Here is a 25,005-nt window from a genome sequence, read left to right on the forward strand (position 1 = left end):
TATCCTCATTCCAAAAATCAAAATCATCACAAAAAAATAAGACCTAAACCCCAAACCCAACACCTAACACCAAAAAAAACTATCTTTGCGGCATAATTGAAAAATGAACATGAGTAAAATTCGCATTACAAAGCAATTTAATTTTGAAACTGGTCACGCTTTATATGGCTACGACGGAAAATGTAAAAATGTACACGGACATAGTTATAAACTTTCGGTAACCGTGATTGGAACACCAATTACTGATAATTCGAATGTAAAATGGGGAATGGTAATCGATTTTAGTGACTTAAAAAAAATTGTGAAGGAAGAAGTGGTTGATATATTTGATCATGCAATCGTTTTTAACAAAAATACACCACACATTAATTTAGCATTAAAGATGCGTGAAGAAGGTCACAATGTAATTTTGGCAGATTATCAACCAACAAGCGAAAATATGGTGATTGACTTTGCCGAAAAGATTAAAAATAGACTTCCAAAAGAAATCAAATTGTTTTCACTTCGCTTGCAAGAAACAGATTCTTCTTGTGCAGAGTGGTTTGCAAGTGATAACGAATAAAAAAAAAGAGCATTAAGCAATGTCGAAGTGCTTTCTTATATTTACATCATGAACATTCCCAAAGGAAAAAAAATATATTTCTCTTCAGATAATCATTTAGGTGCGCCAACTGCTGAAGCTAGTTTTCCCAGAGAAAAAAAATTCGTGGCTTGGTTAAACGAAATTGAGAAAGATGCTGCTGCTATTTTTTTATTAGGAGATTTATTTGATTTTTGGTTTGAGTATAAAACCGTTGTCCCAAAAGGATTTGTTAGAACTTTAGGAAAACTTGCCGAATTGCGTGACAAAGGCATTCCTATTTATTTTTTTGTTGGAAATCATGATTTATGGATGAACGGATATTTTGAAAAAGAGCTCAACATACCAGTATATCATAAACCACAAGAATTTACCTTTAACGGTACCACTTTTTTAATTGGTCACGGTGATGGACTTGGTCCTGGCGATAAAGGGTACAAACGCATGAAAAAAGTGTTTACCAACAAATTCTTTCAATGGTGTTTCCAATGGCTGCATCCAGATATTGGGGTGCGATTGGGACAATATATGTCTGTAAAAAATAAACTCATTTCTGGAGATGAAGACGCCAAATTTTTGGGAGAAGATAACGAATGGCTTGTTCAATATGCTAAGCGTAAACTGGAAACGAAACATTATGATTACTTTATTTTTGGACATCGTCACTTACCGCTAGAAATAAATCTCAATGAAAAGAGTCGTTATATAAATTTAGGTGATTGGATTCAATATTACACGTATGGCGAATTTGATGGAGAAGTTTTTTCTTTAAAAAAATTTGAGCTAGATTTTTAGGCTCTTTTATACTCTTCAATTAATTCCGACATACGTCATTCAAATACTTCTTAAGCTTTATTTGAAACAAAGTACCTTCAACAAGATCGGTTATAGTTTCTAATTCTTCTATAGAAACAGCTAAATCAACCTGAGAAGCTGGCGTTTTTAATAAAATTAATCGACAGTGAGCATTCTTTTCACAATTTTTACAACAACCTCTGATTTTTGCTTCTTGAATAAGCTGTGCAAAACTCTCAAGTTGCTGAAATGAAAGATAAAAGCCTGTATCTCTAAAAATAACTTGAAAAAAATCATTTCTATTATTAGCTAAATCTTTTTCCCATTGAAAAGATATGCCAATTGTATTATGATAAATATGCTGTATATCACTCATGTTTTTTACTTTGAGTGAACAAATATATTAATTATTTATATTTAGTCTAAATAAATAATGTTAAGATTCTTGTTCTGAATGCGCTTTCATATCTTCCGTTAAATCTAACTTTCTAAAAGTAGGCGAAGCTAATCCTGTAGTAATAACCGTTATAAGTGTCATGGTTCCTCCAAAAACAACTGCGTTAACGGTTCCCATCAACTTTGCTGTTAACCCACTTTCAAACGCTCCCAATTCATTTGATGATCCTACAAACATTGAGTTTACAGAAGCAACACGTCCACGCATTTCATCAGGTGTTTTAAGTTGAAGTATGGTTTGTCGAATTACCATAGAAACACCATCAAATACACCACTAAAAAACAGAGCTATCAGAGAAATCCAAAACATAGTCGATAATCCAAAAATGATGATACACACTCCAAATCCAAAAATAGCTCCCAGTAATTTAAGTCCTGCATTTTTACTAATTGGAATATAAGCAGTAATCAACATTGTTAAGACTGCACCAACCGCTGGAGCTGCGCGTAACATTCCAAATCCTTGCGATCCTACTTCCAAAATATCTTGCGCAAATACAGGTAATAATGCAACTGCGCCTCCAAATAAAACAGCAATCATATCTAAGGTTAATGCGCCTAACACTGCTTTTTCATTGTATACAAAAAGCAGACCTTCTCCTAAGCTTTTCCATACATTTTCTCCAATTTTTGGATTCAATATTGGCTTTTTCTCAATAAAAAATACAATGATAAATGATAAAAGAACTAATCCAAAAATGATACACAACGACCAATGTACTCCAATCCAATTGATAGTAAACCCAGCAAAAGCAGGTCCTAAAATTGTTGCTGTTTGCCAAGTAGAACTACTCCAAGTTGCCGCATTTGGATAGATTTTTTTGGGAACAATGAGTGCTATTAACGAAAAAATAGTTGGTCCAAAAAAAGAACGTAAAAATCCACCAAAAAAAACCAAGCCATAAATACTATATAAAATTGATTGTTGTGACCAATTTGCAGTTATTTGAGGAGATGTTAAAAAAAAGAGTCCAAAACTAATCAATGAAAAGAAGGCAATACATATAGCCAATAGATTTCTTTTTTCACGTTGATCTACCACATGTCCTGCAAACAAAGCCATTGAAACTGCTGGAATAACTTCCATCAATCCAATTAAACCAAGAGACCACGGATCTTTTGTGATAGAGTATACTTCCCATTCAATCACAATAAATTGCATAGACCATGCAAATACTAAAAAGAAGCGAACTAGTAGAAAAATATTAAATTCTCGAAATCGTAATGCAGCGTATGGATCTTGTTTAGGCACGTTGTTATATTTCTTCACAAAAATACGCAATACATAATATAAATACGATACATTCCATGTTCTACAATTTATTTTTTGATAAAACTAATTGCAGTTCCACCACCTGCAGCAAGCTTTAACGTTATTTTAGTCGTTGAAGTTACTTCCATATGTTCAATTTCTATAGCAGTAGGATTTTTATCCCAATGGGCTTCTTTTCCATCTTTATAGATAGTTGCTGTATATGTAGTATTAGGCTCGAGAAAGGTTAACGAAACTTCTAGATTGCGTGGGTTTTCATCGGTAATACTTCCTAAAAACCAATTGCCTGTGTTACGTTCTTCACGAGCAATCGTGACAAAATCACCTACTTCTCCATTCAACACTTTGGTTTGTTTCCAATCGACACCAACATCACGAATGAATTGTAAGGCAGGGTTTCCTTCATAATTTTCTATCAAATCGGCAGCCATTTGTATTGGACTGTATATTACTACATACAGTGCTAGTTGTTGTGCAATTGTTGTATTGACTTGATTAGTTTCCTTATAAGGAGTGAGTTTGATATTAAAAATTCCAGGTGTATAATCAATTGGACCAGCCAACATTCGTGTAAAAGCTACAATTGGCAAATGTTCTGGTGGATTTCCTCCATCTGCTGCCCAAGCATTGAACTCTTGTCCACGTAGTCCTTCTCGTGAAATAATATTTGGATAGGTTCTACGTAATCCTGTTGCTTTGATGGGTTCGTGCGCGTTTACTGCCACTTCGTATTCGGCTGCCTTTATGGCTGCGTTGTTGTAATGATTCACCATCCATTGTCCATGATGATATTCTCCTTTTGGAATAATTTTACCCACGTAACCAGACTTCACCGAATGAATTTCCAAATCCTTCATCAACTGATACGCTTTGTCCATTTGCTTATCATAGGTTCCAATAGCCGCCGACGTTTCATGATGCATAATAATTTCGACTCCTTTTTCTTTTGCATACCGCACTACTTCATGTAAATCATAATCATCATAAGGAGTTATAAAATCAAAGACTCCTTCTCTGTCTTCAAAACCAATCCAATGTTCCCAACCTGTATTCCACCCTTCAACCAAAACTCCTTTAATGTTATTTTTGGCGGAGAAATCGATAAATGCTTTCGCATTTTCAGTTGTTGCCCCATGTTTACCTGAGGCTTTGTCCCAAGAAGATTTTCCTAAATGCATTTCCCACCAAATACCAGTATATTTCATCGGTGTAAACCAAGAAATGTCAGCTATTTTTGAAGGTTCATTTAGATTAACTATTAATTTTGAATCGATTAATTCTGTTGCTTTTTCTGTAATTTGAATTGTTCTCCAAGGTGTGGTGAATGGTGTCGTGCGTTTTACTTTGTAATCTGTTCGTTCCGAACCTACTAATTCACTTTGTAATAATAGATTTTCTGTATCTACTTTCAGTGTCATTCCTGAATAATCAATCAAAGCAGCTTCGTGAAAACTGATATGTAAGCCATCTGCTGTTTTCATTGTTACTGGTGTATTTACAGCATTTTCTGGAATATAGGTTTGTGCTAAACTTTCATGATTGACTTTACTTAGTGCATCAATTTCAGAAACTTTAGATGTGGTGTATAAGTGTTCATAAATGTCCCAATCACCTGGAATCCACCATGTAGTATGGTCGTCTGTAAGCTGAAATTGAGTGTTTTCATCTACAATAATCACTTCTTTTAATTGTTCTTGTTTAGGGAATTCATATCGAAAACCTACACCATCGTCATATACTTTAAAAACAATATTGAGTTTCCTTGCTAATGTATTTTTTTCTTGTAACTCAATTGTTAGTTCATTGTAATGATTTCGTACGGTTTCCTGTTCGCCCCAAGGCATCTTCCAAGTTTCATCAGTAGAGTTTGTTTTAGTTTTGATAATTTTAAAATTCTTGGCTAAAGAAGGAACATCTTTTAAATCAAAACCTAAAGCTGACGTGTCAATTACTGTCTTTGATTTATGAGTAATTTTGTATTGTGGCTCTCCATTTTCTGATAAGAAAAAAGAAACGTTAATCTTCTGATTGGGTGATAAAATAGTTGTTGTAGTTACTTCTTTTATACACGAATAAAAGCAGTAAATTCCAATGAAAAAAACAATTTTTAGGATAGTTTTCATGATGGTTTTGATTGAATTATATTTAAAAATAGTCTTTTCAGGATTAACAGACAGTACGCAACCGTTTTCGTGTTGATAAGTTGTTCTAAACACCTTTTTTCCTTGACAAAAAAATAAGCAAAAGGAAATCGTTACTTTATGTCTCGCAATCGTAGTTGAAGATTGGTTTCTCCATTCCACACATTTTCATCGATGGAATAAACAGCATCAAACGGCTTTTTATTGGCAACTTTAGGAAGTTTGTCTCCTAAACCAAAGCCGATTCCACCAATAGGTTGTGTATTTCGCTGAACAACAGTTACTTTTAAGTGCGCATTATCTGTTCCTACACATTTTGCCCAACCCGTATCTTGTAATTGCTTGCTCATAAAGATTGGACTCATATTTTTAGGCCCAAACGGAGCAAACTGTTTTAGAATTCGATAAAATTTTGGGGTAACTTCCGGAAGAGTAATCTCTTTATCAATCAATATTTCAGGTGTGCAAAGATGTGTATCAATTGTTGTTTTTACAACTTCTTCAAATGCATCTTTAAATGCTTGATAATTTTCTTCTTTCAAGGTAAGTCCTGCAGCATATGTATGTCCGCCAAACTGAATAAGATGTTCTTGACATTGTTCTATCGCATTGTATACATCAAATCCTTTAATAGAGCGTGCTGATGCAGCCAATTTGTCACCACTTTTAGTAAAAACCAATGTTGGACGGTAATAGGTTTCAATCAGTCGAGAAGCCACAATTCCAATAACCCCTTTGTGCCAATTTTCATTATACACCACAGTTGTACTGCGTTCTTCTTCTCCAAGTTTTTCTACTTGACGAAAAGCCTCTAGTGTTATATCCTGATCCAACTCACGACGCTCAGCATTGAATTCCTCAATAGATGCAGCAAACTGTTTCGCCACATCTTCATTTTGTTCTGTAAGAAGTTCAACAGCATGCAATCCATGACTTATTCTTCCTGCTGCATTGATTCGAGGAGCAACAACAAAAACAACATCTGTAATTGTTAATGTTTGTTTTTTTAACTGAGCAATAATTGCCTTGATTCCTGCTCTTGGAGCAGAATTGATAACTTGCATTCCAAAATATGCAAGCGTTCTATTTTCTCCAGTAATGGGAACGATATCTGCAGCAATTGCTGTAGCAACTAAATCGAGGTAAGGAAACAATTCGACAACAGACTGTCCTCTTCTAGAAGCTAGTGCTTGAATTAATTTAAACCCAACTCCACAGCCACAAAGTTCATCGTATGGATAGTTGCAATCGTCTCGTTTAGGATCTAAAATAGCAACTGCTTTGGGCAATTCACTTCCTGGTCGATGATGATCACAGATTACAATATCAATTCCTTTTTCTGCTGCATACGCAACTTTGTCTATCGCTTTAATACCACAGTCAAGCGTAATAATGAGTGAGATATCATTATCAGACGCATAATTAATTCCTTGGAATGACAATCCGTAACCTTCTTCATAACGATCGGGAATATACGTTGCTACATTTGGGTATAGTGTTTTTAAATACGAAGACATCAAAGCGACCGAAGTAGTTCCATCTACATCATAATCACCATATACCAATATATTTTCTCCGCCAGAAATTGCTTTATCAATTCGTGCTACAGCAATCTCCATATCCTTCATCAAAAACGGATCGTGAAGATGTTTAATAGAAGGGCGAAAAAAAGTTTTTGCTTCTTCATAGGTTTCAATGCCACGTTGCAAAAGTAATGTTGCTATGACTTCATCTACTTGAAGCACTTCCATTAAATGGTTTATTTTATGTGTTTCTGGTTTTGGTTTTAACGTCCAACGCATGTATCTGCTATTAAAAATTACTTCTTTCTTAGCTTCAAGAAGTATACTTCCCTACATTTTTGGCTACGCTCTATGTACGGAATGATTTTTTGATGTTTATAAACTGAGGAAAATTATACTACGGAATTAAGAGTTATGAAAGTACGTATTAGTTTCCACTTTTGCAAAACGACGAAACATTTCCATCACACCACAATAAACTTCTACAGACAAATCTACGGCACGTTTGATTTTCTTTTCATCTAAGTTAGCCCCATAAAAATGATAGTCTATCGTTACGGTATGATAATATTTCGGGTGATTTTCGGTAAGTTCTCCTGAAACTTCCATTTTAAAATCGTCTACAGTAACTTTCATTTTTTTTAAAATAGAAACGACGTCCAATCCTGAACAACCTGCAAGCGAAGACAACATCATGGCTTTGGGTGACAATCCTTCGTTGTTTCCTCCGTTTTCAGGAGACGTATCAATCAAAACCGTTTTTCCACTTGGGTTATCTGACTCAAATAACATATTTCCTTTCCAATGTGTAGTGACTTTGTGTGCCATATTTGAAGTTTTTTTCGTTTCTTGTTGGTATCAAAAATACGAGTAATTAATTAAAAAAAATATACTATGCCTTTAGTAACACCTTTGAGCCCAGAACATGATTTGGAAACCAAAGAATTAGCTGAATTTTTTAACGAAACACTTGGGTTTTGTCCAAACTCTGTATTGACTATGCAGCGCAGACCCGCCATTTCAAAAGCATTTATCAACCTTAACAAAGCTGTAATGGCAAATGAAGGTCGTGTAACTTCTGCTTTGAAACGAATGATTGCTTGGGTAAGTAGTAATGCGACTGGTTGTCGTTATTGTCAAGCACATGCAATTAGAGCTGCTGAGCGTTATGGAGCTGAGCAAGAACAGTTGGATAACATATGGGAATATAAAACACATCCTGCTTTTTCAGATGCAGAACGCGCTGCGTTGGATTTTTCTTTGGCTGCATCGGTAATTCCTAATGCGGTAGATGAGAAAATTAAAGACGAATTATATAAACATTGGAACGAAGGCGAAATAGTTGAAATGCTAGGTGTCATTTCCTTATTTGGTTACTTAAATCGTTGGAATGATAGTATGGGAACATCTATTGAAGAAGGTGCTGTTGAAAGTGGAAATCAATACTTAGGGAAGCACGGCTGGGAAAAAGGAAAGCACATTTAAACAACTCAAAACTAACACTATACAAAACCTTTATTTAGTAAAATAAAGGTTTTTTTAGCTCATTCTTCTTCTGTGAAGAAAGGAAAAATCGTGCACATACAAAATATTTCATCTATACATATTTGCATTTCGTCTATACATATTCTTGTTTAATCTTCAATTGACTTTTAATGATTTTTTATAAAGTAAAATTGTATCATAATTGCTGAAAACTGGAAAAAAATGAAAAATGCATTGAAAGTATTATTAATAGAGGATAACTTGATCGAAATCATGAAAATGAATCGTACGGTTTCATTGTTAAAGGCAAAACATACAATTACTGAAGCTAAAAATGCTGAAGAAGCCTTGGCTATTTTAGAAACCAAAGATAATTTACCTGATATCATCTTGTTAGATTTGAATATGCCAAAAATTAATGGTATTGAGTTCCTATCTATTTTAAAAAGTAATCCTGATTTGCGACATATTCCAACCATTATTTTAACAACATCAGATAATAGAAAAGATATTTTAGAATGTTATAGAATTGGTATTTCTGGCTATATTTTAAAACCTTTAAAATATGAAGAATACGTTTCTAAAATTGACATTACTCTTTCATATTGGTCCATCAATGAATTAAAAAGCGCTTAATGCGCCTATCTTTTTACACGCAGTAGAAAAAGATAGTATATTACAATATAAAAATAGGTCTTGACTGCGTTTGACCTGAAAAATGTTTTATGAAAGGAATCATTTTTACAGAATTTTTAGACTTAGTAGAAGACAAATTTGGTCTAGAAATGGTTGATACAATTATTACGCAATCACAATTAGAATCTAACGGAATATATACATCAATTGGGACTTATCGATTTTCCGAAATGCTTCAGTTGTTACAAAACTTAAGCACAAATACAGACATTTCTATTGATGACTTATTATTAACCTATGCAGAACACTTTTTTAGTGTTATTGAAAAAAATTACCCTGGTCTTTTAGACACTTACAAAGATCCGATAGAAATGTTATCTTCTATTGAAAATCATATTCATGTAGAAGTCAAAAAAATATATCCCGATGCCGAATTGCCTACTTTTATTGTAGAAAAAAAGACAAAAAACTCATTGACAATGATTTACAAATCAAGTCGTGCTATGCATCATTTTGGATTGGGTTTGATGAATAAAACCTTTGAGCATTTTAACAGTTCTGCAGAAATTGTTTTAGAAAAAATTAAAGAAGATGGAACTGAAGTAAAGTTTATCATCAAAAAACATTCATGAGTCAAGAAAAAATCGACATATTACAACGCACACTTGAACGCGAAAGAGCAGCACGCCGAGCCGCCGAAAAAATCCTAGAAGATAAATCTAGAGAATTATACGAGCTTTCTGAAGAACTCAAAGTAACAAATGCCAAATTAAAAGCATCTGTCAGCGAAAAAACTTCGCAACTGGCAGGTGTTTTTGAAAATATAATCGATGCGTATTTGGTTATGGATTTAAGCGGAAATGTACTAACAATGAATGATGCTGCTTGTGCGCTTTTTGGCTTTGATGTTTCCAAAGAATCGCTAAATGTTAATCACCTAATTCATCCTGAAGATGCTGCTTACACTCGTGCTTCATTTAAAGAATTAATAAAAAAAGGAACCTTTTCAAATTACACAGCTCGCGTATATACCAAAACAAAAGAAATTCGTTGGATACAAATTAATGCGAGCTTAATTTATGATGCCAATCAAAAACCGATTGCGGCACAAGGAATTATTCGTGATATTACTTCTCAAAAAGTATTTGATGATAAACTCATTGAATCTGAGAACCGACTAGCAACTCTTATTCTCAACTTAGATAGTGCAATTTTACTAGAAGATGAAGATCGAAAAATTGTGCTTACTAATGCAAAGTTTTGCGAAATCTTTAAAATTCCAGTAGCTCCCGAAATGATGATAGGTCAAGACTGTTCGAATGCTGCTGAACAAAGCAAAAGCTTATTTAAAGAGCCTGATATTTTTATTGAAACTCTCAACGAAATCTTAAAAGAAAAGAAGCAGGTAATTGGCAAAGAGTTGGTAATGAACGATGGTACAATTCTGGAGCTTGACTTTGTTCCTATTATTGAAGGAAATAGGTATAAAGGTCACTTATGGACGTATAGAGATATTACGTTAAAAAGGCAATATAGAAGAAGTTTGGAAACCCAAAAAGAAAAATATAGTAGCATCATTGCGAATATGAACCTTGGTTTAGTAGAAGTAGATAGTGATGATAAAATTTTAATGGTAAACCAAAGCTTCTGTGAAATGTCTGGTTATTCTGAAGAAGAATTAATCGGTAAAATAGGAGGTAAAATGTTCCCTATTGCGAAAGATGAACATATAATTACCGAAGAAAACAAAAAACGAATGGCTGGCGAGTCCAACTCATACGAAATTCATGTAACCAATAAAAAAGGGGAACCAAGAAATTGGTTGATAAGTGGTGCGCCAAATTATAACATTCAAGGAGAAATTATTGGTTCTATTGGAATTCATTTGGATATTACAGAACTTAAAACTCTCGAAAAGCAAAAAGAAAAAATTCTAAAAGAGCTTGAAAAAAGCAATAACGAACTCTACGAATATGCACATATTGTTTCGCACGATCTCAAATCGCCATTACGAAGCATTGATGCCTTGATTTCTTGGATTAAGTCAGATAATGAAGGAACATTTGACGAAGAAACGCTTCAAAATTTCAATATGATTGAAGCCACTTTGGAAACTATGGAAAAATTGATTTCCAATATCTTAGAATATTCCAGTGCGGGCTCTGAAACCAAAGAAGCTGAAAGTATAGATCTCAACACAACAATGGACGATGTAAAACGTTTATTATTTGTTCCAGATCACATCACCATTAACCTATTAAAAAAACTGCCTATTGTAAAAGGCGATCCTACCAAATTTCAACAACTTTTTCAGAACTTAATGAGCAACGCTATTAAATTCTGTAACAAAGAACAAGGAATTGTCGAAATTGATTATGTAGAAAAACCTTCTTTTTATCAATTTTCTGTCCGAGATAACGGAATTGGAATTGAAAAAAAGTATCATGAACGCATATTCAAAATCTTTCATTCCTTACATAAAAACAAAGAGTCTACAGGTATCGGATTGTCTATTGTAAAAAAAATAGTTGATTTATATGGAGGTACCATTTGGCTAAAAAGCGAATTAGGAGAAGGAACAACATTCTTCTTCACGATAAAAAAATAGGATGAAAACGGTACAACTTAAAAAGACGGCTTCTTCAACTTGGGAATATTTAAGTGAGAACATTTCGCTAAAAAAACCCTTGGTGCTAGTATTTGGAAATAGATACTTATTAGAAGATGAATCTATACTTGATGAAGTTAAAGCCCTTTTTGCAGATGGCGAATTTGTGTTTGGCTCTTCTGCAGGCGATATTACTTCACAATATGTAGATGACGAAAGTGTTACCATTACAGCAATCGAGTTTGAAAAAAGTTACTACGAAATTAAAACGGCAAATGTGTTAACCGATTCTGAAAAGACAGACAGTTTTTTGACCGGTAAAAACTTAATCAATCAATTTCCTGTAACAGGCCTTAAACACATATTTGTTGTTTCCGAAGGAAGTTTTATCAACGGAAGTCAATTAACACAAGGAATGAATGCTGCTGTTGATAACAATATCCTTATCACAGGAGCTTTGTGTGGTGATGCAGCTCGGTTTGAAAAAACAATAGCATCATACAATGAACTTCCAAAATCTGGAGAAATTGTAGCTATTGGGCTATATGGAGAAAGTTTAAACGTAAGTTTTTCTATAAATGGTGGATGGACACCATTTGGTCCAGAACGTGTTGTAACCCGATCAAAAGCTAATATTTTATACGAATTGGATGATCAACCTGCATTGGATCTCTATAAAAAATACTTAGGCGAAAAATCGAAAGAATTGCCTGCTGCAGCATTGTTATATCCGCTAAAAGTAAAATCATCCAATGAAAAGCAATCTATTGTGCGTACCATTCTCAATATTAATGAAGAAGACAACTCGATGGTATTGGCTGGAGATATTCTTGAAAATTCTCGGGTACAACTCATGATGACTAATGTAGATAATATTGTAGATGCTTCTGAAGAAGCGGCATCCAATGCTCTAGAATTTCAAGAAAAAGAACCAGATCTAGCAATTTTAGTTAGTTGTATTGGACGAAAATTAGTGCTGGATCAACGTGTTGAAGAAGAAGTAGAAGAAGTAATTGAAGTTGTTGGAAAACATACTACAATTTGCGGATTGTATTCGTATGGAGAAATTGCTCCTTTTCGCGGTGAGCAAAACTGCCAATTACACAATCAAACAATGACTATCACGCTAATAAGCGAATAAATGAATCCTCTTTTAAAAAGACAAATACGAAAATATTTGAGTTCAGATTTGCAATCAAATCCTGAGATTGAACGCTTTTTGGATGCGGTAAATCGTTCGTATGACACATCTAATGAACAATTTGCCATGCTACAACGCGCAACGGCAATCAGTTCAGAGGAATTATTTGAGGCTAACAAACAACTTCGAAAAGAATCACAGGCGCAAAAAGAAATTATTAAAAAACTTCAAAGTGTAATTGATATCCTTAACACCTATGAAACTACTAAAAATAAGGACGATGAAAATGTTACTCCAGACTCATTACGTTTGGTAGATATTATTGAAAATCAAACTAAAGAAATTTTAAAAATTAATCAACAACGGGATAAACTATTGACCAACTTAGAACGTCAAAATCAAGAGTTGAAAGACTACACACATTTGGTTTCTCACGATTTAAAATCACCTTTACAAAGTATTGATGCACTTACGTCTTGGCTTGAAGAAGATTATAAAGCATTGCTAGACGATAATGGAAAGGAAACTATCCAATTAATTCGTGATAATGTGGAAAAGATGGACATGCTGGTAAAAGGAATTTTAAAATACTCTACAATAAGCCGTGTTGAAAAAGACTTTTACAAAGTTGATACCAATGAAGTACTTCAAGAAGTCATCAGTTTCACACAAATTCCGTCTCATATTACTATTTCGATTCCTGAATCATTGCCAACAGTTACAGGCGATCATTTTCGATTGAAAGAATTATTTCGTAACTTATTAAGAAATGCAATCAAATTCAATGACAAAACTGAAGGAAAAATTACGATTGGTTTTTCAGATAAAAATGAATTTTGGGAATTTTATGTAAAAGATAATGGTAAAGGAATTGAAGCAAAATACTTTGACAAAATTTTTATTGCGTTTCAAAAACTAGAAAACGACTATAAATCAACAGGGATTGGACTTTCAATTGTCAAAAAAATCATCGAACTTTATAAGGGAGAAATTTGGATACAGTCGACTCCCAGCAAAGGAACTACTTTTTACTTTACGCTAAAAAAGTAATAATGGAACAACCAAACTTACATTATATTGAGCAATTGGCGCGTGGAGATGAATCTGTGCGTAAAACGCTGATTGATGTAATTTTAACCGAATTCCCTGAAGAGCAAAAAGAATACTATGAAAGTTTGAAGAAAAAAGATTACAAAAAAATAGAGGAAAACGTTCACAAACTTAAGCACAAAATTAGTATTTTAGGTCTCGAAAAAAGTTATGAACTCGCAAATAGCTATGAACATAATCTTCGAGAAAAAAGCTTAAAAGGGCAGCAAGACTTTGAACAAATCTTACGCTCAATTACGACATATCTAAAAACATTTTGAGGTGATGAATTGTATTATTATTGATGATGAAAAACTGGCAAGAACAATTATAAAAACACTCTGCGATGATGTGAGATCGCTAGAAGTTGTCAGTGAATTTCCCAACGCAATGCAAGCTATAAAATACCTCAACGAACACAAAGTAGATCTTATTTTTTTGGATATCCACATGCCTGATTTTACTGGTTTTGACTTTGTAAAAACACTTAAAAATCCACCGAGTATTGTTTTAACAACTTCCGATCCTAAATTTGCAATTGAAGCATTCCAATATGAATGTATTGTTGATTATTTATTAAAGCCCATTGCAACCGATCGCTTTAAAATGGCCATTGAAAAAGCAAAGAAACATCAACTCATTGCGAAAACTTCAGATACGTCCAAAACTGATAAAACCTATGAAAATGACTTTTATATCAATATAGATCGTCGTTTGATTAAAATTGATATTCCAAGTATTTATCTAGTAGAAGCTAAAGGAGATTATATTCATATCAAAACAGAAGACAAAAACTACACAGTACATTCTACCTTAAAAAAAATTGAAGAAAAGCTTCCTGAGTCCCTATTCTTAAAAATTCATCGCTCATATATCATCAATTTAAAAAAGATTATTGACATAGAAGACAATAGTGTTTTGATTAAAAAAGATGTGATTCCTGTAAGCCGTTCTAAAAGACCTGAACTTATGAAACGTTTGGACTTACTATAGTCTAAAGAGTATATACATACGTCACAATTTTCCCTTTTCCATTTGGTAGTGTTATAGACACTAATTCCTGTGTTTCTCTTACTTTTAAATAAAATGGAGCTGCAAGTAAATTAATGCCGCTATTCTTTTTTAAACGAATGCCTTGTCCAGAAATAATATCAAGATTGGGAATAAAATCATTTTCTGGAAGATGTTCCGTAAGGATGAGATACGTATACTCTTTTAACTTAGGTACAATACGGGAAACTTCATCGTTAGATAGATGTTGTAATACTTGTCGAATCAACACACAATCTGTTTTTGGTAACGTATCTTTAGAAATATCCGAACACACAAAGTGAACATTTTCTCTTTTAAACTTTTCCTTATTACGTTCAATCAAATCAAAAACAATATCAACGGCAATATACTCTTTTACATATGTTAGCAATTGTTTGCCTACATTAAAATCACCACAACCAAGATCGCAAACTGTCAAAGGCTCTTTAAAAGATTTAAAAAAAGAATTTACTGCTTTTATATACGGTACAATAATTTTTTCGTCATGTGAACCACTTCCCGAATAGAATTCAGAACCGTTAGTTCCCCACAAGTTCAATTCATATATCTGTTCCATTGCCGCTTTTGTGGGCCATGGCGTTTTATATTTCTTCAAGGGTTCTTTTTTCATAAGTTATTGACTGTAAAGATAATTAGATATAATAAAATCTTGAAAAGCGAACTAAATTAGTCAACAGAAAATTGCATTTCGTCTACACTTAAACTAATCATACCGATGATCTCAATTTTACTTTTTTCCTGTTGCTAGCTTTGTAATACAAAACGGAAGAGTTATGAAAAAACTATTACTTATCAGCATATTAGCAACTATAGTTACAAATGCTCAAAACTATCAATATTTAGGCAATTATACATCAAATGGAACTCCTTTATATTTGGAAGTCCCTGGCGACAATGTTTCAATAGAAACTTTAGAGATGATTAGTAATACACTTCCGGAGAACTACCCTGTCCCTGATTACAATCCGCATTATATTTCTTCAGGATACGATACAGACTTGATTATTAACCAAACTGCAGATATTTGGGTAACCTTTGTAAGTGAAGGTGCTGGTTATAGAAATGTGTTAGGGTTTTATACGTATGATGTCAATAATCCACCTCTTACAGCGCCTCAACCTGAAGATATCACTATAATTTTTCCAAATGTATCTGCATTAGGAAGCGGTGGTGGATTGTTAGTAGGTGATAAAGTGAAGATTGGTACATTTTCTTCAGGAACAGGAATTGGCTGGGTTTTACTAGCCAATGCATGGGATTCAAATACGAGTACTGTTGGAGATGGATTGTGGAAACTATATTCCAACCCTTCGTACAATCCTGAAGCCGATGAAAATTTACAACATCATAATGTATTATTAAATGACCCTGATAATGAGCGAATTATATTAGGTTTTGAAGACATTAGACGTGATTATGGATCCTGTGATAATGATTTTAATGATGCTATATTTTATATAACTGCCAATCCATATACAGCTTTAAAAACTACAAATTATGCAGATGTAGAAAGTGCTACAGATGTAACCTCAGCGAATGATGGCGGGTTGGAAAGTAATGGAAACTTAGCAAGCTTAATTGCAAAACGAAATCTTAAACGTACTCAAACAGGAAATGTTCAAAATACGAAACAATTGCAAACCTTATTCAACAAGCAAACCTATGCTTCTTTGCACGCTGAAGATGGAACCAGTTTGGACACCTACTTGCCTGATACAGGTATGTACGGAACGGAAACCACGTATTTATCAAGTCCAACAGACTTAATTCCAATTACGAACGCTTCTGAAATTTTTGCTCTAGATGTGTATCAAGATAATACAAGAGTTTCTGCCGTATTGGCAACTGCTACTCAAGGAGCCATTTATGATCATTCAAAGGTTATTTGTGATCGATTGAATAGTTCTTCACTAGAAGATATACGAACAGTAATGGTGCGTGGCCATCAATTGATTAGTTCCAAAATTAAAAGAGCTTCGGGAGAAACAGAATATACATTAAGCTTCTCTGTAAAACTTGGAAATACAGCGAATGAACTATACAGTTTTTGGAATATTGAGCAATATCCGGCAGGCGATTACTACAATTTTCAAATTTGGGGAAGTTCACTATCACAAGTGTTTACCATTGGAAATCATATTATTGACACTCTTACACTAGAAAAACCATTAAACAGTCAAATAGTAAACGATATCGTTCCGCCAGTATTTGTTCGGTCGGGCTACTATGCTAATGGAAATATTTACCTCAATATTATAAATAAAGCTAGTGTATATACTGCTTTTTTTGAAGCAAGCATCGCTGCCACAGAAATAGCAAATCGTACCACAATGACACAAAATATATCGCTAACAGGGTTTTGGACAGATACCGTGGTTATACCAACTGGGCAATTATTTGATGCTGGTATTTCATTAAGCACCTCTGCTTCATCACAGCAAGATGCCCTGTATTTAGCAGACGGCCCGTGGGGAATTGATTATTTAGAAGAACTTGTAATTGTTAATAATTTTCAGGTACACAATACCACGGTAAATGATCTTGAAAATACATTTGAAATTGAAAGAGAAGCTTTGGTTTCTGGGCAAGTAAAAGGAACTATGAACCTTTTTAGACATGTATTGCCAGGCGATCAAACCTTGGTGGTGAGTGATTATGAGAATATTCAGTTCAATATTACCAACTCTCAACCTGTAGAAGTCATCCTAGTACAGGAAAACCTAACCGATTGGAACAATCGATATCGCAAAATCATTCCAGCAAATACTTCAGAAACTGTTTACACGATTTCATTTGATGAATTCTTGGACGGAAGCGGAACTCCTGCTACAATTTCAGATGTAAAAACGGTTATTTTTTCCATCCAAGGCGATTATCATAGTTATGTTCCATTTAATGTGCAAGTGAACAATGTATCCTTTGGATTGGAAAACACATTAAGTGTTGCACAATTTGAAATAGACAACACTACAAAGCTTATGGCTGTTCCAAACCCGATAACTACACAAACAAATATTCACTTTACAGCAAAACAATCTGAGGACGTACAGTTACTCGTGTACGATCAACTAGGAAAAGTAGTTTATATGCAAATGGTTAAAGCCGAAATTGGTCAGAACACGGTTCCCCTAAACCGTTATAACTGGCGTCCTGGATTGTATTTTTGTAGTATAAAAAGCAAAGCACAAACCTTCAAAACCCTCAAACTTATTGCTAAGTAACTTAGGTTGTTTTTATATTCATAGTAATTTTAATTGGTTGATTGAAAAGGCAAAAGAAATACTTCTTTTGTCTTTTTTTATTTAATGACTCTACAAAAAATAACCAAAATTTTTGAATAACTTTCTTAATAATTACCCTTAGAATAGTATTTACACGCAAGTAATAAAACACTAAAATTCATATATGGTGATATACAAAAGACTAATTAATAGAGCCTAAACAGGGAAAAATTGCCAACAAAATGTATGTTTTTACCTTATTCAGAGAAAATAGCAACATTGATATATTTTTCAATGCTAATGCTACGTCTTCTCATAATAAAAGTGTAATTGAAATAGAAGAAAGAAAAGGCGTGATTAATACTCAAATTTTAAAAGCTCCTATGTTGTATTGTACAAATATTTTTAGCATCATTTTTAAAAAACTATGTGTTTTTAGAAACTTTGCAAATCAACCTTTTACTCAAAAAATCCTTTTTAATTGCGTGTTAGCAAAATTAGTTTTTCTGAAAGAACCACTTCAAGCGTATCCCTAATTCTGTAAAGGTAAATCCAGCAGCAGTAGCAGAAGCAATATTGCTACGTGTGCCAAAAATATTCACAAAGCCTTTGTCTGAAAATTTATAGCCTACTTTTCCCTGAAAACGATAGGTATTTTGGCGTTCTAGGTTTTCAGTGTATTGCAGTCCTGTGGCAGCTGTCAGTTCGTAAAACCATTCGCCTGTTTTGGCAATGTTTTCATCTTTTATCAAGTTTATAAAAACTTCGCCAGCATTGAATCGTTTGGGACTAAAATAAATTGTTGGAACTTGATTTTGAAAGGTAATATACTGATAGTTTGCACCAACTTTTAAAGAAGGTGTATTCAGCATAGTGTAATACAAAGAGGTAAATAACAAATGTCTTGAATTATCATCATTTTGTGTTGTATAATAATATTGTGTAAACCATCCCACACCAAAATTAGAGCTAATGTTATAGTTTGCATACAAATGGTTTTGCATAATCTCACGATCCAACAACGCTGCATTAAAACTTTGTAGTTCACGCTTGTAACCCATATCCAATGTTTGTAGTTTAAATGGCTTTATATTTACCAACACATCTGCTAGTAATTGTGTGTACTCATTATTTTTTGCTGACGCAGATGTCACTCCAAATGTACCTTTAATGGCCAAGTTTGATAATAATTGATAAGCTACGCCCGCAGAAACAGCATGTGAGTTTGCTTGATTATCTATTCCTGTAGTATGCGTTGTTCGAAACGTATAATTTCCGAGCAATCGCAAACGTGTAGAAAAAGGAATTTCTACAGAATTATTTACAGAGAATGCCTTATTATTTCCATTATCAAATGTATACGATGCTTTTCCTTCATAGAATGGCGAAAATTTTAGGTTGAGCTCTTTGATAAAATTAACTGCATCTTTTTGGTTATTATAAAATATCAGTGTGTTTTCTGCAGCAGCATATGCTTCATCATAGCGCCCTAATGCTTTTAATACGTTCGCTTTTCCTAAATTTCCGTCGAAAGAAGTTGAGTCATTGGTTAAAATTTGCTCGTAATCGTTCAAACTCTCTTTAAAGTTGCTTTTATATACATTCAAAGTTGCTCGTAAAGCTAGTATCCAGTTTTCATTTGATTGATTCTTCATCAACTCGTCAATTAACATTTGTGCTTTTTTGAATTTTTTATTCCAAATCAAAGCTTGAATATAACGCTCTTGCGTTTGTTGCTGCACTTTTGTTTCTATTTTATCTATTAATGAATCATATGCTACTTGACTCATTTTTAAAGCTGATTTTTCTTTTCCTTTTAAATGTTCAACTAAAGCCAATCCATTAATAGCACTTATTTTGTCTGTACTATTTGTAGAGTTATCTAATAACCTTGTATAGGTTTTTTCAGCTTTTTCCAAGGCATTTACGATTAGGTATAAATTTGCTAAGTTCAATAATGCGTCTTTATCGTCAGCAAAAATTGACAAACATTGTTTTAATACGCTTTCTGCAGCTTCATACTGTTGCATTTGCTGTTTTTGATAGGCATTTCCTAAATAAATATATTTTTTAGAAACCAGAGCATTTGGATTTTTTGGAGATACTACCAAAGCTTTGTTTACAAATTGCAGTGCTTTTTCATATTCTTGAAGGTTTGATAAGGTATTTGCATACCCTAATAACGCAGGAAAACTTGTTGAATCTTCAATAACTAATTTTTGGTAGTATGCATTCGCAACATCAAACTCACCATTCCATAATAACGATTCTCCATAATTTAACTTTACTTCAAAATCATTTGGATAGTCGTTTATCAATTTGGTAAATATTTTTTTTGCTTTTAGAGCATTCCCATTCAATCCTACAGCGCGACCATAACATAAACGTGCCGTTTTATGTGTTGGAAACTCCTTAAGAACATCTTCAAAAAAAGTTTCTGCTGCTTGATACTTTCCGTTTTCCAAATACAAAAACCCTTCGTCCATTTGTTGTGAGAAACATAATGCAGTAACAAATATAACTGTGAAAAAGACCCTAAATTTTATATACATAGTTATTGATTTTTAGACAATTGTAAGTTAAGCACAACCTATCAATCATTCATCGTAAGAAAATTGAATCTCACCGACGTCACATCTTTTTTCATGGTATTTCAAAGATATTTGTAGCAGAATTAATCCCAAAAACTTAAAAAAATGGCTTTACAAATCACACAACAAAACGAGACTTTTTTACTACGTGGAAAATTAAATTCGTTAACAACTAGATCATTCATTATACACTTTGAATATCTTATTGAAAAACAAGAAAATATCGTTGTCAATATTGATGGTATTACAGAAATTGATCATGATGGTGTAGAAGGTATCAAAACACTAACTGCAATTGCGTTGCGCAATTATAAGTTGTTTTCTGTTATTGGAAATGGCTGTAAAGATATTTACCAAGATTTTAATTGTTCACAAGTGGCTTAACAAGTATGCAATGTATGTTTTATTGTTTTCAACATATGGTATTGAGTACTGTAAACACCTAATTTTTAAAAAAATTACACATTACTAATGATTACTATCACAAAAAAACTAAAAACCCGTTTTACCACAGCACATTTGTTTATGGTAAGTGTGCTGTTGGTAAATGGCGGAAATTATGTTTACAATTTGCTGCTAGGGAGAATTTTAGGTCCTGAAAAGTTTGCAGATGCTGCAATTCTAGTTACTTTTTTGTTGATATTCTCATTCATTGCAATGACATTTCAGTTGGTTACTGCAAAGTTTTCAGTAGTATTTGAAGCCAATGTTTTCAGGGATTTTGCGGCAGCTATGTATAAAAAAGCCATTTTTTTTGGTATTATTCTAGGAAGTGTAATTATTGTATTTGCCAACCAATTACAAGTATTCTTTAAAACCTCAACAGCAGCAATGTTTATCATTTTCGGAGTAGGAGTTCCTCTATATTTTATCATGAGTATCAATAGAGGTATCTTTCAAGGAAAACAACAATTGGTATCGCTTTCTGTAACTTATCAAGCCGAAATGTTAAGTCGTTTGCTTATTACATTGGTACTTTTATACAGTTTAAAAATTGAATCTTCGTTAATCATTTCTATAGGAATCTTAGCTTCTTTTTTTTGCGGGCTTATTCCTTTTGATATTTCAAAAATTTATTGGAAAAGTAAAAGCCTTCTTACCAAATCGCAGAACAAATTGGTGCGTAATTTTTTTGTTATCACAGCTTTTTACGAACTAACACAGATTATTATTAACAATAGTGATATTTTACTAGTAAAACACTATTTTGAATCGTATGAAGCTGGATTATATGCCTCGCTAGCGCTTATTGGTCGCGTTGTGTATTTTATTGCATGGATGTTTGTCATGCTGCTTTTACCTACCGTGGTTAAATTACAAAAAGAAGGAAAAGCCACGGCGCCAATTTTATTGAAATACGTGAGTTATATTGCTGTGATTGCTGCAATTATAATTGTAGGATGTATCATTTTTCCAACCCAAATAGTTTCAATCTTATTTGGGCAAAGCTATTTAGAGATTACACCTTTACTTTGGAAATATGCATTGGCAACTGGCATTTTTGCGCTCTCTAATATTTTTGCCTATTACTATTTATCACTAGACAAGTATATTCCTGTACTAATCTCAGGAGTTTTTGGAATGTTACAAGTACTATTAATCTTTTTCTTTCATAAAGATCTTGCTCAAGTAGTGCATGTACAAATCATTGCTATGGTTTTACTATTATTTGTTCAACTATCATTTTTCTTTAGCAATAAATAGTAGATCATGCTACATCTTTTGAAGTTACATTCAATATACATGTAAAAACAAAATCTAAACTCTTTTTCCTTTCGTCTAAACATAATTGCATTTCGGCACAACTCGTCTATTTTTTAATAGTTGAAAGTGCAAATTTGTATTGTACTTAAAATTAAATATTATGAAGCTTGCCATTGTTACCGCTTATCCGCCTAGTAAAGTTACACTAAATGAATACGCTTATCATTTGGTAAAAAGTTTTCGTCAAAAAGAAACTATTACAGAAATTATTCTGTTGACAGATAAAACACCGGAAACTAAGGACTTAAACTTTTCGGAAGATGGTTGCAAGGTAACGGTAAAAGAATGTTGGAAATTTAATAGTTATAAAAATATATTCTCGGTTACAAAATCGATTCAGCAAACCAAACCAGATGCGGTATTGTTCAATTTACAGTTTATGAAATTTGGCGATAAAAAAATTCCTGCTGCATTAGGATTGATGATTCCTTGGTTTTGTAAAATTAAAAACATTCCTACTATTGTACTATTACACAATATTTTGGAAGAGGTTGATTTGGGAAGCGCTGGTTTTACATCCAACAAAATGCTACAAAAAATCTACAATTTTATAGGAACCAACCTAACTAAATTAGTACTCAAAGCTGATATTGTAGCTGTTACTATGAAGAAGTATGTCGATATTTTGGAAGCTAAATATTATGCAGATAATATTACTCTAATTCCTCATGGAACATTTGAAATTGCAGAAAAACCTACTTATGAAATACCTAAAGGAGCGCTAAAGGTAATGGCTTTTGGTAAGTTTGGGACCTACAAAAAGGTAGAAACTATGATTGAAGCAGTAGTAAAAGTTCGTAAAAAAACAGGTTTAGATTTAGAGATTGTAATCGCTGGAACCGATAATCCAAATGTGCCTAGGTATTTAGCAAGCGTTCAAAAACAATATGCTCATGTTCCACAGCTAACATTTACAGGATATGTGCCAGAGGCAGCAGTTGCAACTTTATTTAATGAAAGTGCTGTTGTAGTGTTTCCTTATACTTCAACTACTGGAAGTTCGGGTGTATTACACCAAGCTGGAAGTTATGGCAAAGCTGTTGTAATGCCTGATTTAGGCGATTTGGCCTTACTTGTAAAAGACGAAGGATATCGAGGTGAATTTTTTGAACCTGGTAATACAGATAGTTTAGCAAAAGCCATTGAAGCAATTGTTATGAATGATGTGTATAGAATTTCGCTTGGTAAAACCAATTATGAAGCTGCCACAGCTTTTCCTATGAAGCGCATTACAGATATGTATTTGGAACTGTTTGAAACCATACTGAAAACTAAAAACATTGGCGTATTAAAATCTATACGTTCATAACAAGGATACAAAAAACAGTATAAGCGGTTTTATTTTACCGTTTCACTAAATTTTACGGATTGTTTTCCGTTAGTTACGATAATTTCATAACTCCCTTTTTTTAGCCCTAAACTGCAAACGGTTGTTTTGGTTGCCACTTCTGTGATATCAACTGGAACAGCCGTTTTGATATCTTCTCCCTTTATATAGGCTAAAACCATTACTGGAAATGACATCTTTATAGAAGTTAAATCAATCATTACTCTTTGATTTCCATACTGAAAAAGCCAATCAGGTCTTTCATCAATATATATTGTATTGGGATGAAAAACAGCTAGGTCGCACCAAGTTTCTCCTCGTTTGTATGGAAAAGGTTTTTTATTTTTATCCATTAACACAGAAGAAGTTTGTATGTGAAAAACCTTCAATAATGGATGATTGAATTGTGAGTTTCCTTTTTCGCTATACAATACTTGATGAATTGTAAGTGGATCTATTTTTGTGTATTCTTTCAGTCGTTCTGCCATGGTTTTCTCCCAAGAACGATGAATTCCTTCAAGCACATGATCAAATCCGCAGTGAATCAAAAACTTTGCTGAAGGATCATTTTGAATAATTTTTTGGATGTTTCTTGCTTGGGCAATCTCTCGTTGTTTACCATTGACATTTTCTGAAGATTCATAAGGTACTAGTGTAAATCCTAGCGCTAAAGCTGTTCGAATAAGATTACCAAATTGCGGATCTTTGGTATAATAACCCGTTTGTTGTACAGGATATTTTCTAGTATTCAAATCCGCATCCATATATTCACCATTTGCTAAAGCTTCTAAAAGCAAATAACGGTATCCTACAGTATACAAGTCTTCTAAGAGCGATTTTGTAAACATCCGATGCATTGAATTATGATGTGCTTCATTGATAATTACCACTTGATGATTTTTAGCCTCAGCTATGATTGTATGTTTTGCAGGTACTGCTGTGTATAAAGCATGCAACGAATCTTTTTGGAAAGGTGTGTAGTTACGATTACGTCCTCTCATAGCGTTATCCCATTGTAATAAAGCATTTTTATAATCACCTTTGGAAGCATAATCTGCAGCAGATATTTGATGTTTCCAAGCAACTGTATCTTTTTTTACTTTTTCTTGAATTTGCGAATTGAATTTATATTCGGTTGAAAATTCTATGGTTTCCACATTTTTTGAAACTTCCGAACATCTCCAAAAACATATTCCAACCATAAAAAGGAAGAGAAATTTGAGCTTCTTTTTAAAATACATTCTTACTGATTTTTTGATTGCAATCAAATATAACTAAATATTTAGTTTTAACTAATTTTTTAGTTTAAATGTGTTTTAATA

At 33.3% G+C, this 25,005-nt stretch carries 22 protein-coding genes; 14 read left to right on the forward strand and 8 right to left on the reverse strand.

The window, feature by feature from the left end; translation table 11 throughout:
* Positions 1-109 precede the first annotated feature (109 nt).
* Together AA088_RS02470 and AA088_RS02475 are read left to right on the forward strand one after the other, a co-directional pair.
* Positions 110-562, forward strand: coding sequence for a 6-pyruvoyl trahydropterin synthase family protein (locus tag AA088_RS02470; protein ID WP_046743367.1), 453 nt, complete (start codon positions 110-112; stop codon positions 560-562).
* Positions 563-610: 48 nt separating this feature from the next.
* The gene (locus tag AA088_RS02475; protein WP_046743368.1) at positions 611-1,375 is read left to right on the forward strand and encodes a UDP-2,3-diacylglucosamine diphosphatase; all 765 of its coding nucleotides are present in this window, start codon (positions 611-613) and stop codon (positions 1,373-1,375) included.
* Between the two features lie 19 nt (positions 1,376-1,394).
* Here AA088_RS02475 and AA088_RS02480 read toward each other — a convergent pair whose 3' ends face one another.
* The 5 genes from AA088_RS02480 to AA088_RS02500 form a co-directional block, all read right to left on the reverse strand.
* Positions 1,395-1,751, reverse strand: coding sequence for a hypothetical protein (locus AA088_RS02480; protein WP_046743369.1), 357 nt, complete (start codon positions 1,749-1,751; stop codon positions 1,395-1,397).
* Between the two features lie 60 nt (positions 1,752-1,811).
* On the reverse strand, positions 1,812-3,083 hold the full coding sequence (locus AA088_RS02485; RefSeq protein ID WP_046743370.1) for an MFS transporter: 1,272 nt from the start codon (positions 3,081-3,083) through the stop codon (positions 1,812-1,814).
* Between the two features lie 68 nt (positions 3,084-3,151).
* Positions 3,152-5,227, reverse strand: a complete 2,076-nt coding sequence (locus tag AA088_RS02490; protein ID WP_052752753.1) for a glycoside hydrolase family 97 protein — start codon at positions 5,225-5,227, stop codon at positions 3,152-3,154.
* A 131-nt stretch (positions 5,228-5,358) separates the two neighbouring features.
* Complete coding sequence (gene recJ, locus AA088_RS02495; RefSeq protein WP_046743371.1) at positions 5,359-7,047, reverse strand: single-stranded-DNA-specific exonuclease RecJ; 1,689 nt, start codon at positions 7,045-7,047, stop codon at positions 5,359-5,361.
* Between the two features lie 126 nt (positions 7,048-7,173).
* Positions 7,174-7,596, reverse strand: a complete 423-nt coding sequence (locus tag AA088_RS02500) for an OsmC family protein (protein ID WP_046743372.1) — start codon at positions 7,594-7,596, stop codon at positions 7,174-7,176.
* Positions 7,597-7,662: 66 nt separating this feature from the next.
* Here AA088_RS02500 and AA088_RS02505 point away from each other — a divergent pair, with 66 nt between their 5' ends.
* The 8 genes from AA088_RS02505 to AA088_RS02540 all read left to right on the forward strand — a co-directional run bounded on the left by AA088_RS02505 (position 7,663) and on the right by AA088_RS02540 (position 14,720).
* Positions 7,663-8,253: a carboxymuconolactone decarboxylase family protein gene (locus AA088_RS02505; RefSeq protein ID WP_046743373.1), complete on the forward strand. Its 591-nt coding sequence runs from the start codon at positions 7,663-7,665 to the stop codon at positions 8,251-8,253.
* A 222-nt stretch (positions 8,254-8,475) separates the two neighbouring features.
* On the forward strand, positions 8,476-8,889 hold the full coding sequence (locus tag AA088_RS02510; protein WP_046743374.1) for a response regulator: 414 nt from the start codon (positions 8,476-8,478) through the stop codon (positions 8,887-8,889).
* Between the two features lie 89 nt (positions 8,890-8,978).
* On the forward strand, positions 8,979-9,521 hold the full coding sequence (locus AA088_RS02515) for a heme NO-binding domain-containing protein (protein WP_046743375.1): 543 nt from the start codon (positions 8,979-8,981) through the stop codon (positions 9,519-9,521).
* Positions 9,518-11,497 carry a PAS domain S-box protein gene (locus tag AA088_RS02520; RefSeq protein WP_046743376.1) on the forward strand — a complete coding sequence of 660 codons (1,980 nt, stop codon included), beginning with the start codon at positions 9,518-9,520 and terminating at the stop codon, positions 11,495-11,497. Before AA088_RS02515 ends, AA088_RS02520 begins: the two co-directional genes overlap by 4 nt.
* 1 nt (position 11,498) lies before the next feature.
* Positions 11,499-12,638, forward strand: coding sequence for an FIST signal transduction protein (locus AA088_RS02525; RefSeq protein ID WP_046743377.1), 1,140 nt, complete (start codon positions 11,499-11,501; stop codon positions 12,636-12,638).
* Positions 12,639-13,688 (forward strand): sensor histidine kinase, encoded by a 1,050-nt coding sequence (locus tag AA088_RS02530; protein ID WP_046743378.1) that lies wholly within the window; start codon positions 12,639-12,641, stop codon positions 13,686-13,688. It begins immediately after the preceding gene.
* Positions 13,689-13,690: 2 nt separating this feature from the next.
* Complete coding sequence (locus AA088_RS02535; RefSeq protein WP_046743379.1) at positions 13,691-14,008, forward strand: Hpt domain-containing protein; 318 nt, start codon at positions 13,691-13,693, stop codon at positions 14,006-14,008.
* A 4-nt stretch (positions 14,009-14,012) separates the two neighbouring features.
* A complete protein-coding gene (locus tag AA088_RS02540; RefSeq protein ID WP_046743380.1) occupies positions 14,013-14,720 on the forward strand; it encodes a LytR/AlgR family response regulator transcription factor in 708 nt (235 codons plus the stop codon).
* Between the two features lies 1 nt (position 14,721).
* Here the strand turns inward: AA088_RS02540 and AA088_RS02545 are convergent, their stop codons facing one another.
* Entirely contained in the window at positions 14,722-15,390 is a 669-nt protein-coding gene (locus AA088_RS02545; RefSeq protein ID WP_046743381.1) for a class I SAM-dependent methyltransferase, read from the reverse strand.
* A gap of 163 nt (positions 15,391-15,553) precedes the next feature.
* Here AA088_RS02545 and AA088_RS02550 point away from each other — a divergent pair, with 163 nt between their 5' ends.
* Positions 15,554-18,001: a DUF4114 domain-containing protein gene (locus AA088_RS02550; RefSeq protein ID WP_046743382.1), complete on the forward strand. Its 2,448-nt coding sequence runs from the start codon at positions 15,554-15,556 to the stop codon at positions 17,999-18,001.
* A gap of 497 nt (positions 18,002-18,498) precedes the next feature.
* Here AA088_RS02550 and AA088_RS02560 read toward each other — a convergent pair whose 3' ends face one another.
* Positions 18,499-20,487, reverse strand: coding sequence for a tetratricopeptide repeat protein (locus AA088_RS02560; protein ID WP_241483372.1), 1,989 nt, complete (start codon positions 20,485-20,487; stop codon positions 18,499-18,501).
* Positions 20,488-20,697: 210 nt separating this feature from the next.
* On the opposite strand from AA088_RS02560, the gene AA088_RS02565 reads away from it, so the two are divergent.
* From AA088_RS02565 to AA088_RS02575, 3 genes are all read left to right on the forward strand, one after another.
* Entirely contained in the window at positions 20,698-20,976 is a 279-nt protein-coding gene (locus AA088_RS02565; RefSeq protein WP_046743385.1) for a hypothetical protein, read from the forward strand.
* A gap of 87 nt (positions 20,977-21,063) precedes the next feature.
* Entirely contained in the window at positions 21,064-22,296 is a 1,233-nt protein-coding gene (locus AA088_RS02570; RefSeq protein ID WP_046743386.1) for an oligosaccharide flippase family protein, read from the forward strand.
* 160 nt (positions 22,297-22,456) lie between these two features.
* Positions 22,457-23,665, forward strand: a complete 1,209-nt coding sequence (locus AA088_RS02575; protein ID WP_046743387.1) for a glycosyltransferase — start codon at positions 22,457-22,459, stop codon at positions 23,663-23,665.
* A gap of 29 nt (positions 23,666-23,694) precedes the next feature.
* Here AA088_RS02575 and AA088_RS02580 read toward each other — a convergent pair whose 3' ends face one another.
* Positions 23,695-24,840: a hypothetical protein gene (locus tag AA088_RS02580; RefSeq protein ID WP_156168370.1), complete on the reverse strand. Its 1,146-nt coding sequence runs from the start codon at positions 24,838-24,840 to the stop codon at positions 23,695-23,697.
* Between the last annotated feature and the right edge of the window lie 165 nt (positions 24,841-25,005).

The organism is Kordia zhangzhouensis (assembly GCF_001005305.1).
GTDB lineage: Bacteria > Bacteroidota > Bacteroidia > Flavobacteriales > Flavobacteriaceae > Kordia > Kordia zhangzhouensis.

Excerpts from the sequence above, each read along its gene's own strand:
- AA088_RS02525 (WP_046743377.1), top strand. The coding sequence starts at position 11,499 with ATGAAAACGGTACAACTTAAAAAGACGGCTTCTTCAACTTGGGAATAT.
- AA088_RS02475 (WP_046743368.1), top strand. The coding sequence starts at position 611 with ATGAACATTCCCAAAGGAAAAAAAATATATTTCTCTTCAGATAATCAT.
- AA088_RS02500 (WP_046743372.1), bottom strand. The coding sequence starts at position 7,596 with ATGGCACACAAAGTCACTACACATTGGAAAGGAAATATGTTATTTGAG.
- AA088_RS02480 (WP_046743369.1), bottom strand. The coding sequence starts at position 1,751 with ATGAGTGATATACAGCATATTTATCATAATACAATTGGCATATCTTTT.
- AA088_RS02520 (WP_046743376.1), top strand. The coding sequence starts at position 9,518 with ATGAGTCAAGAAAAAATCGACATATTACAACGCACACTTGAACGCGAA.
- AA088_RS02470 (WP_046743367.1), top strand. The coding sequence starts at position 110 with ATGAGTAAAATTCGCATTACAAAGCAATTTAATTTTGAAACTGGTCAC.
- recJ (WP_046743371.1), bottom strand. The coding sequence starts at position 7,047 with ATGCGTTGGACGTTAAAACCAAAACCAGAAACACATAAAATAAACCAT.
- AA088_RS02565 (WP_046743385.1), top strand. The coding sequence starts at position 20,698 with ATGGCTTTACAAATCACACAACAAAACGAGACTTTTTTACTACGTGGA.
- AA088_RS02515 (WP_046743375.1), top strand. The coding sequence starts at position 8,979 with ATGAAAGGAATCATTTTTACAGAATTTTTAGACTTAGTAGAAGACAAA.
- AA088_RS02535 (WP_046743379.1), top strand. The coding sequence starts at position 13,691 with ATGGAACAACCAAACTTACATTATATTGAGCAATTGGCGCGTGGAGAT.
- AA088_RS02490 (WP_052752753.1), bottom strand. The coding sequence starts at position 5,227 with ATGAAAACTATCCTAAAAATTGTTTTTTTCATTGGAATTTACTGCTTT.
- AA088_RS02560 (WP_241483372.1), bottom strand. The coding sequence starts at position 20,487 with ATGGACGAAGGGTTTTTGTATTTGGAAAACGGAAAGTATCAAGCAGCA.
- AA088_RS02505 (WP_046743373.1), top strand. The coding sequence starts at position 7,663 with ATGCCTTTAGTAACACCTTTGAGCCCAGAACATGATTTGGAAACCAAA.
- AA088_RS02510 (WP_046743374.1), top strand. The coding sequence starts at position 8,476 with ATGAAAAATGCATTGAAAGTATTATTAATAGAGGATAACTTGATCGAA.
- AA088_RS02550 (WP_046743382.1), top strand. The coding sequence starts at position 15,554 with ATGAAAAAACTATTACTTATCAGCATATTAGCAACTATAGTTACAAAT.
- AA088_RS02540 (WP_046743380.1), top strand. The coding sequence starts at position 14,013 with ATGAATTGTATTATTATTGATGATGAAAAACTGGCAAGAACAATTATA.
- AA088_RS02545 (WP_046743381.1), bottom strand. The coding sequence starts at position 15,390 with ATGAAAAAAGAACCCTTGAAGAAATATAAAACGCCATGGCCCACAAAA.
- AA088_RS02530 (WP_046743378.1), top strand. The coding sequence starts at position 12,639 with ATGAATCCTCTTTTAAAAAGACAAATACGAAAATATTTGAGTTCAGAT.
- AA088_RS02570 (WP_046743386.1), top strand. The coding sequence starts at position 21,064 with ATGATTACTATCACAAAAAAACTAAAAACCCGTTTTACCACAGCACAT.
- AA088_RS02575 (WP_046743387.1), top strand. The coding sequence starts at position 22,457 with ATGAAGCTTGCCATTGTTACCGCTTATCCGCCTAGTAAAGTTACACTA.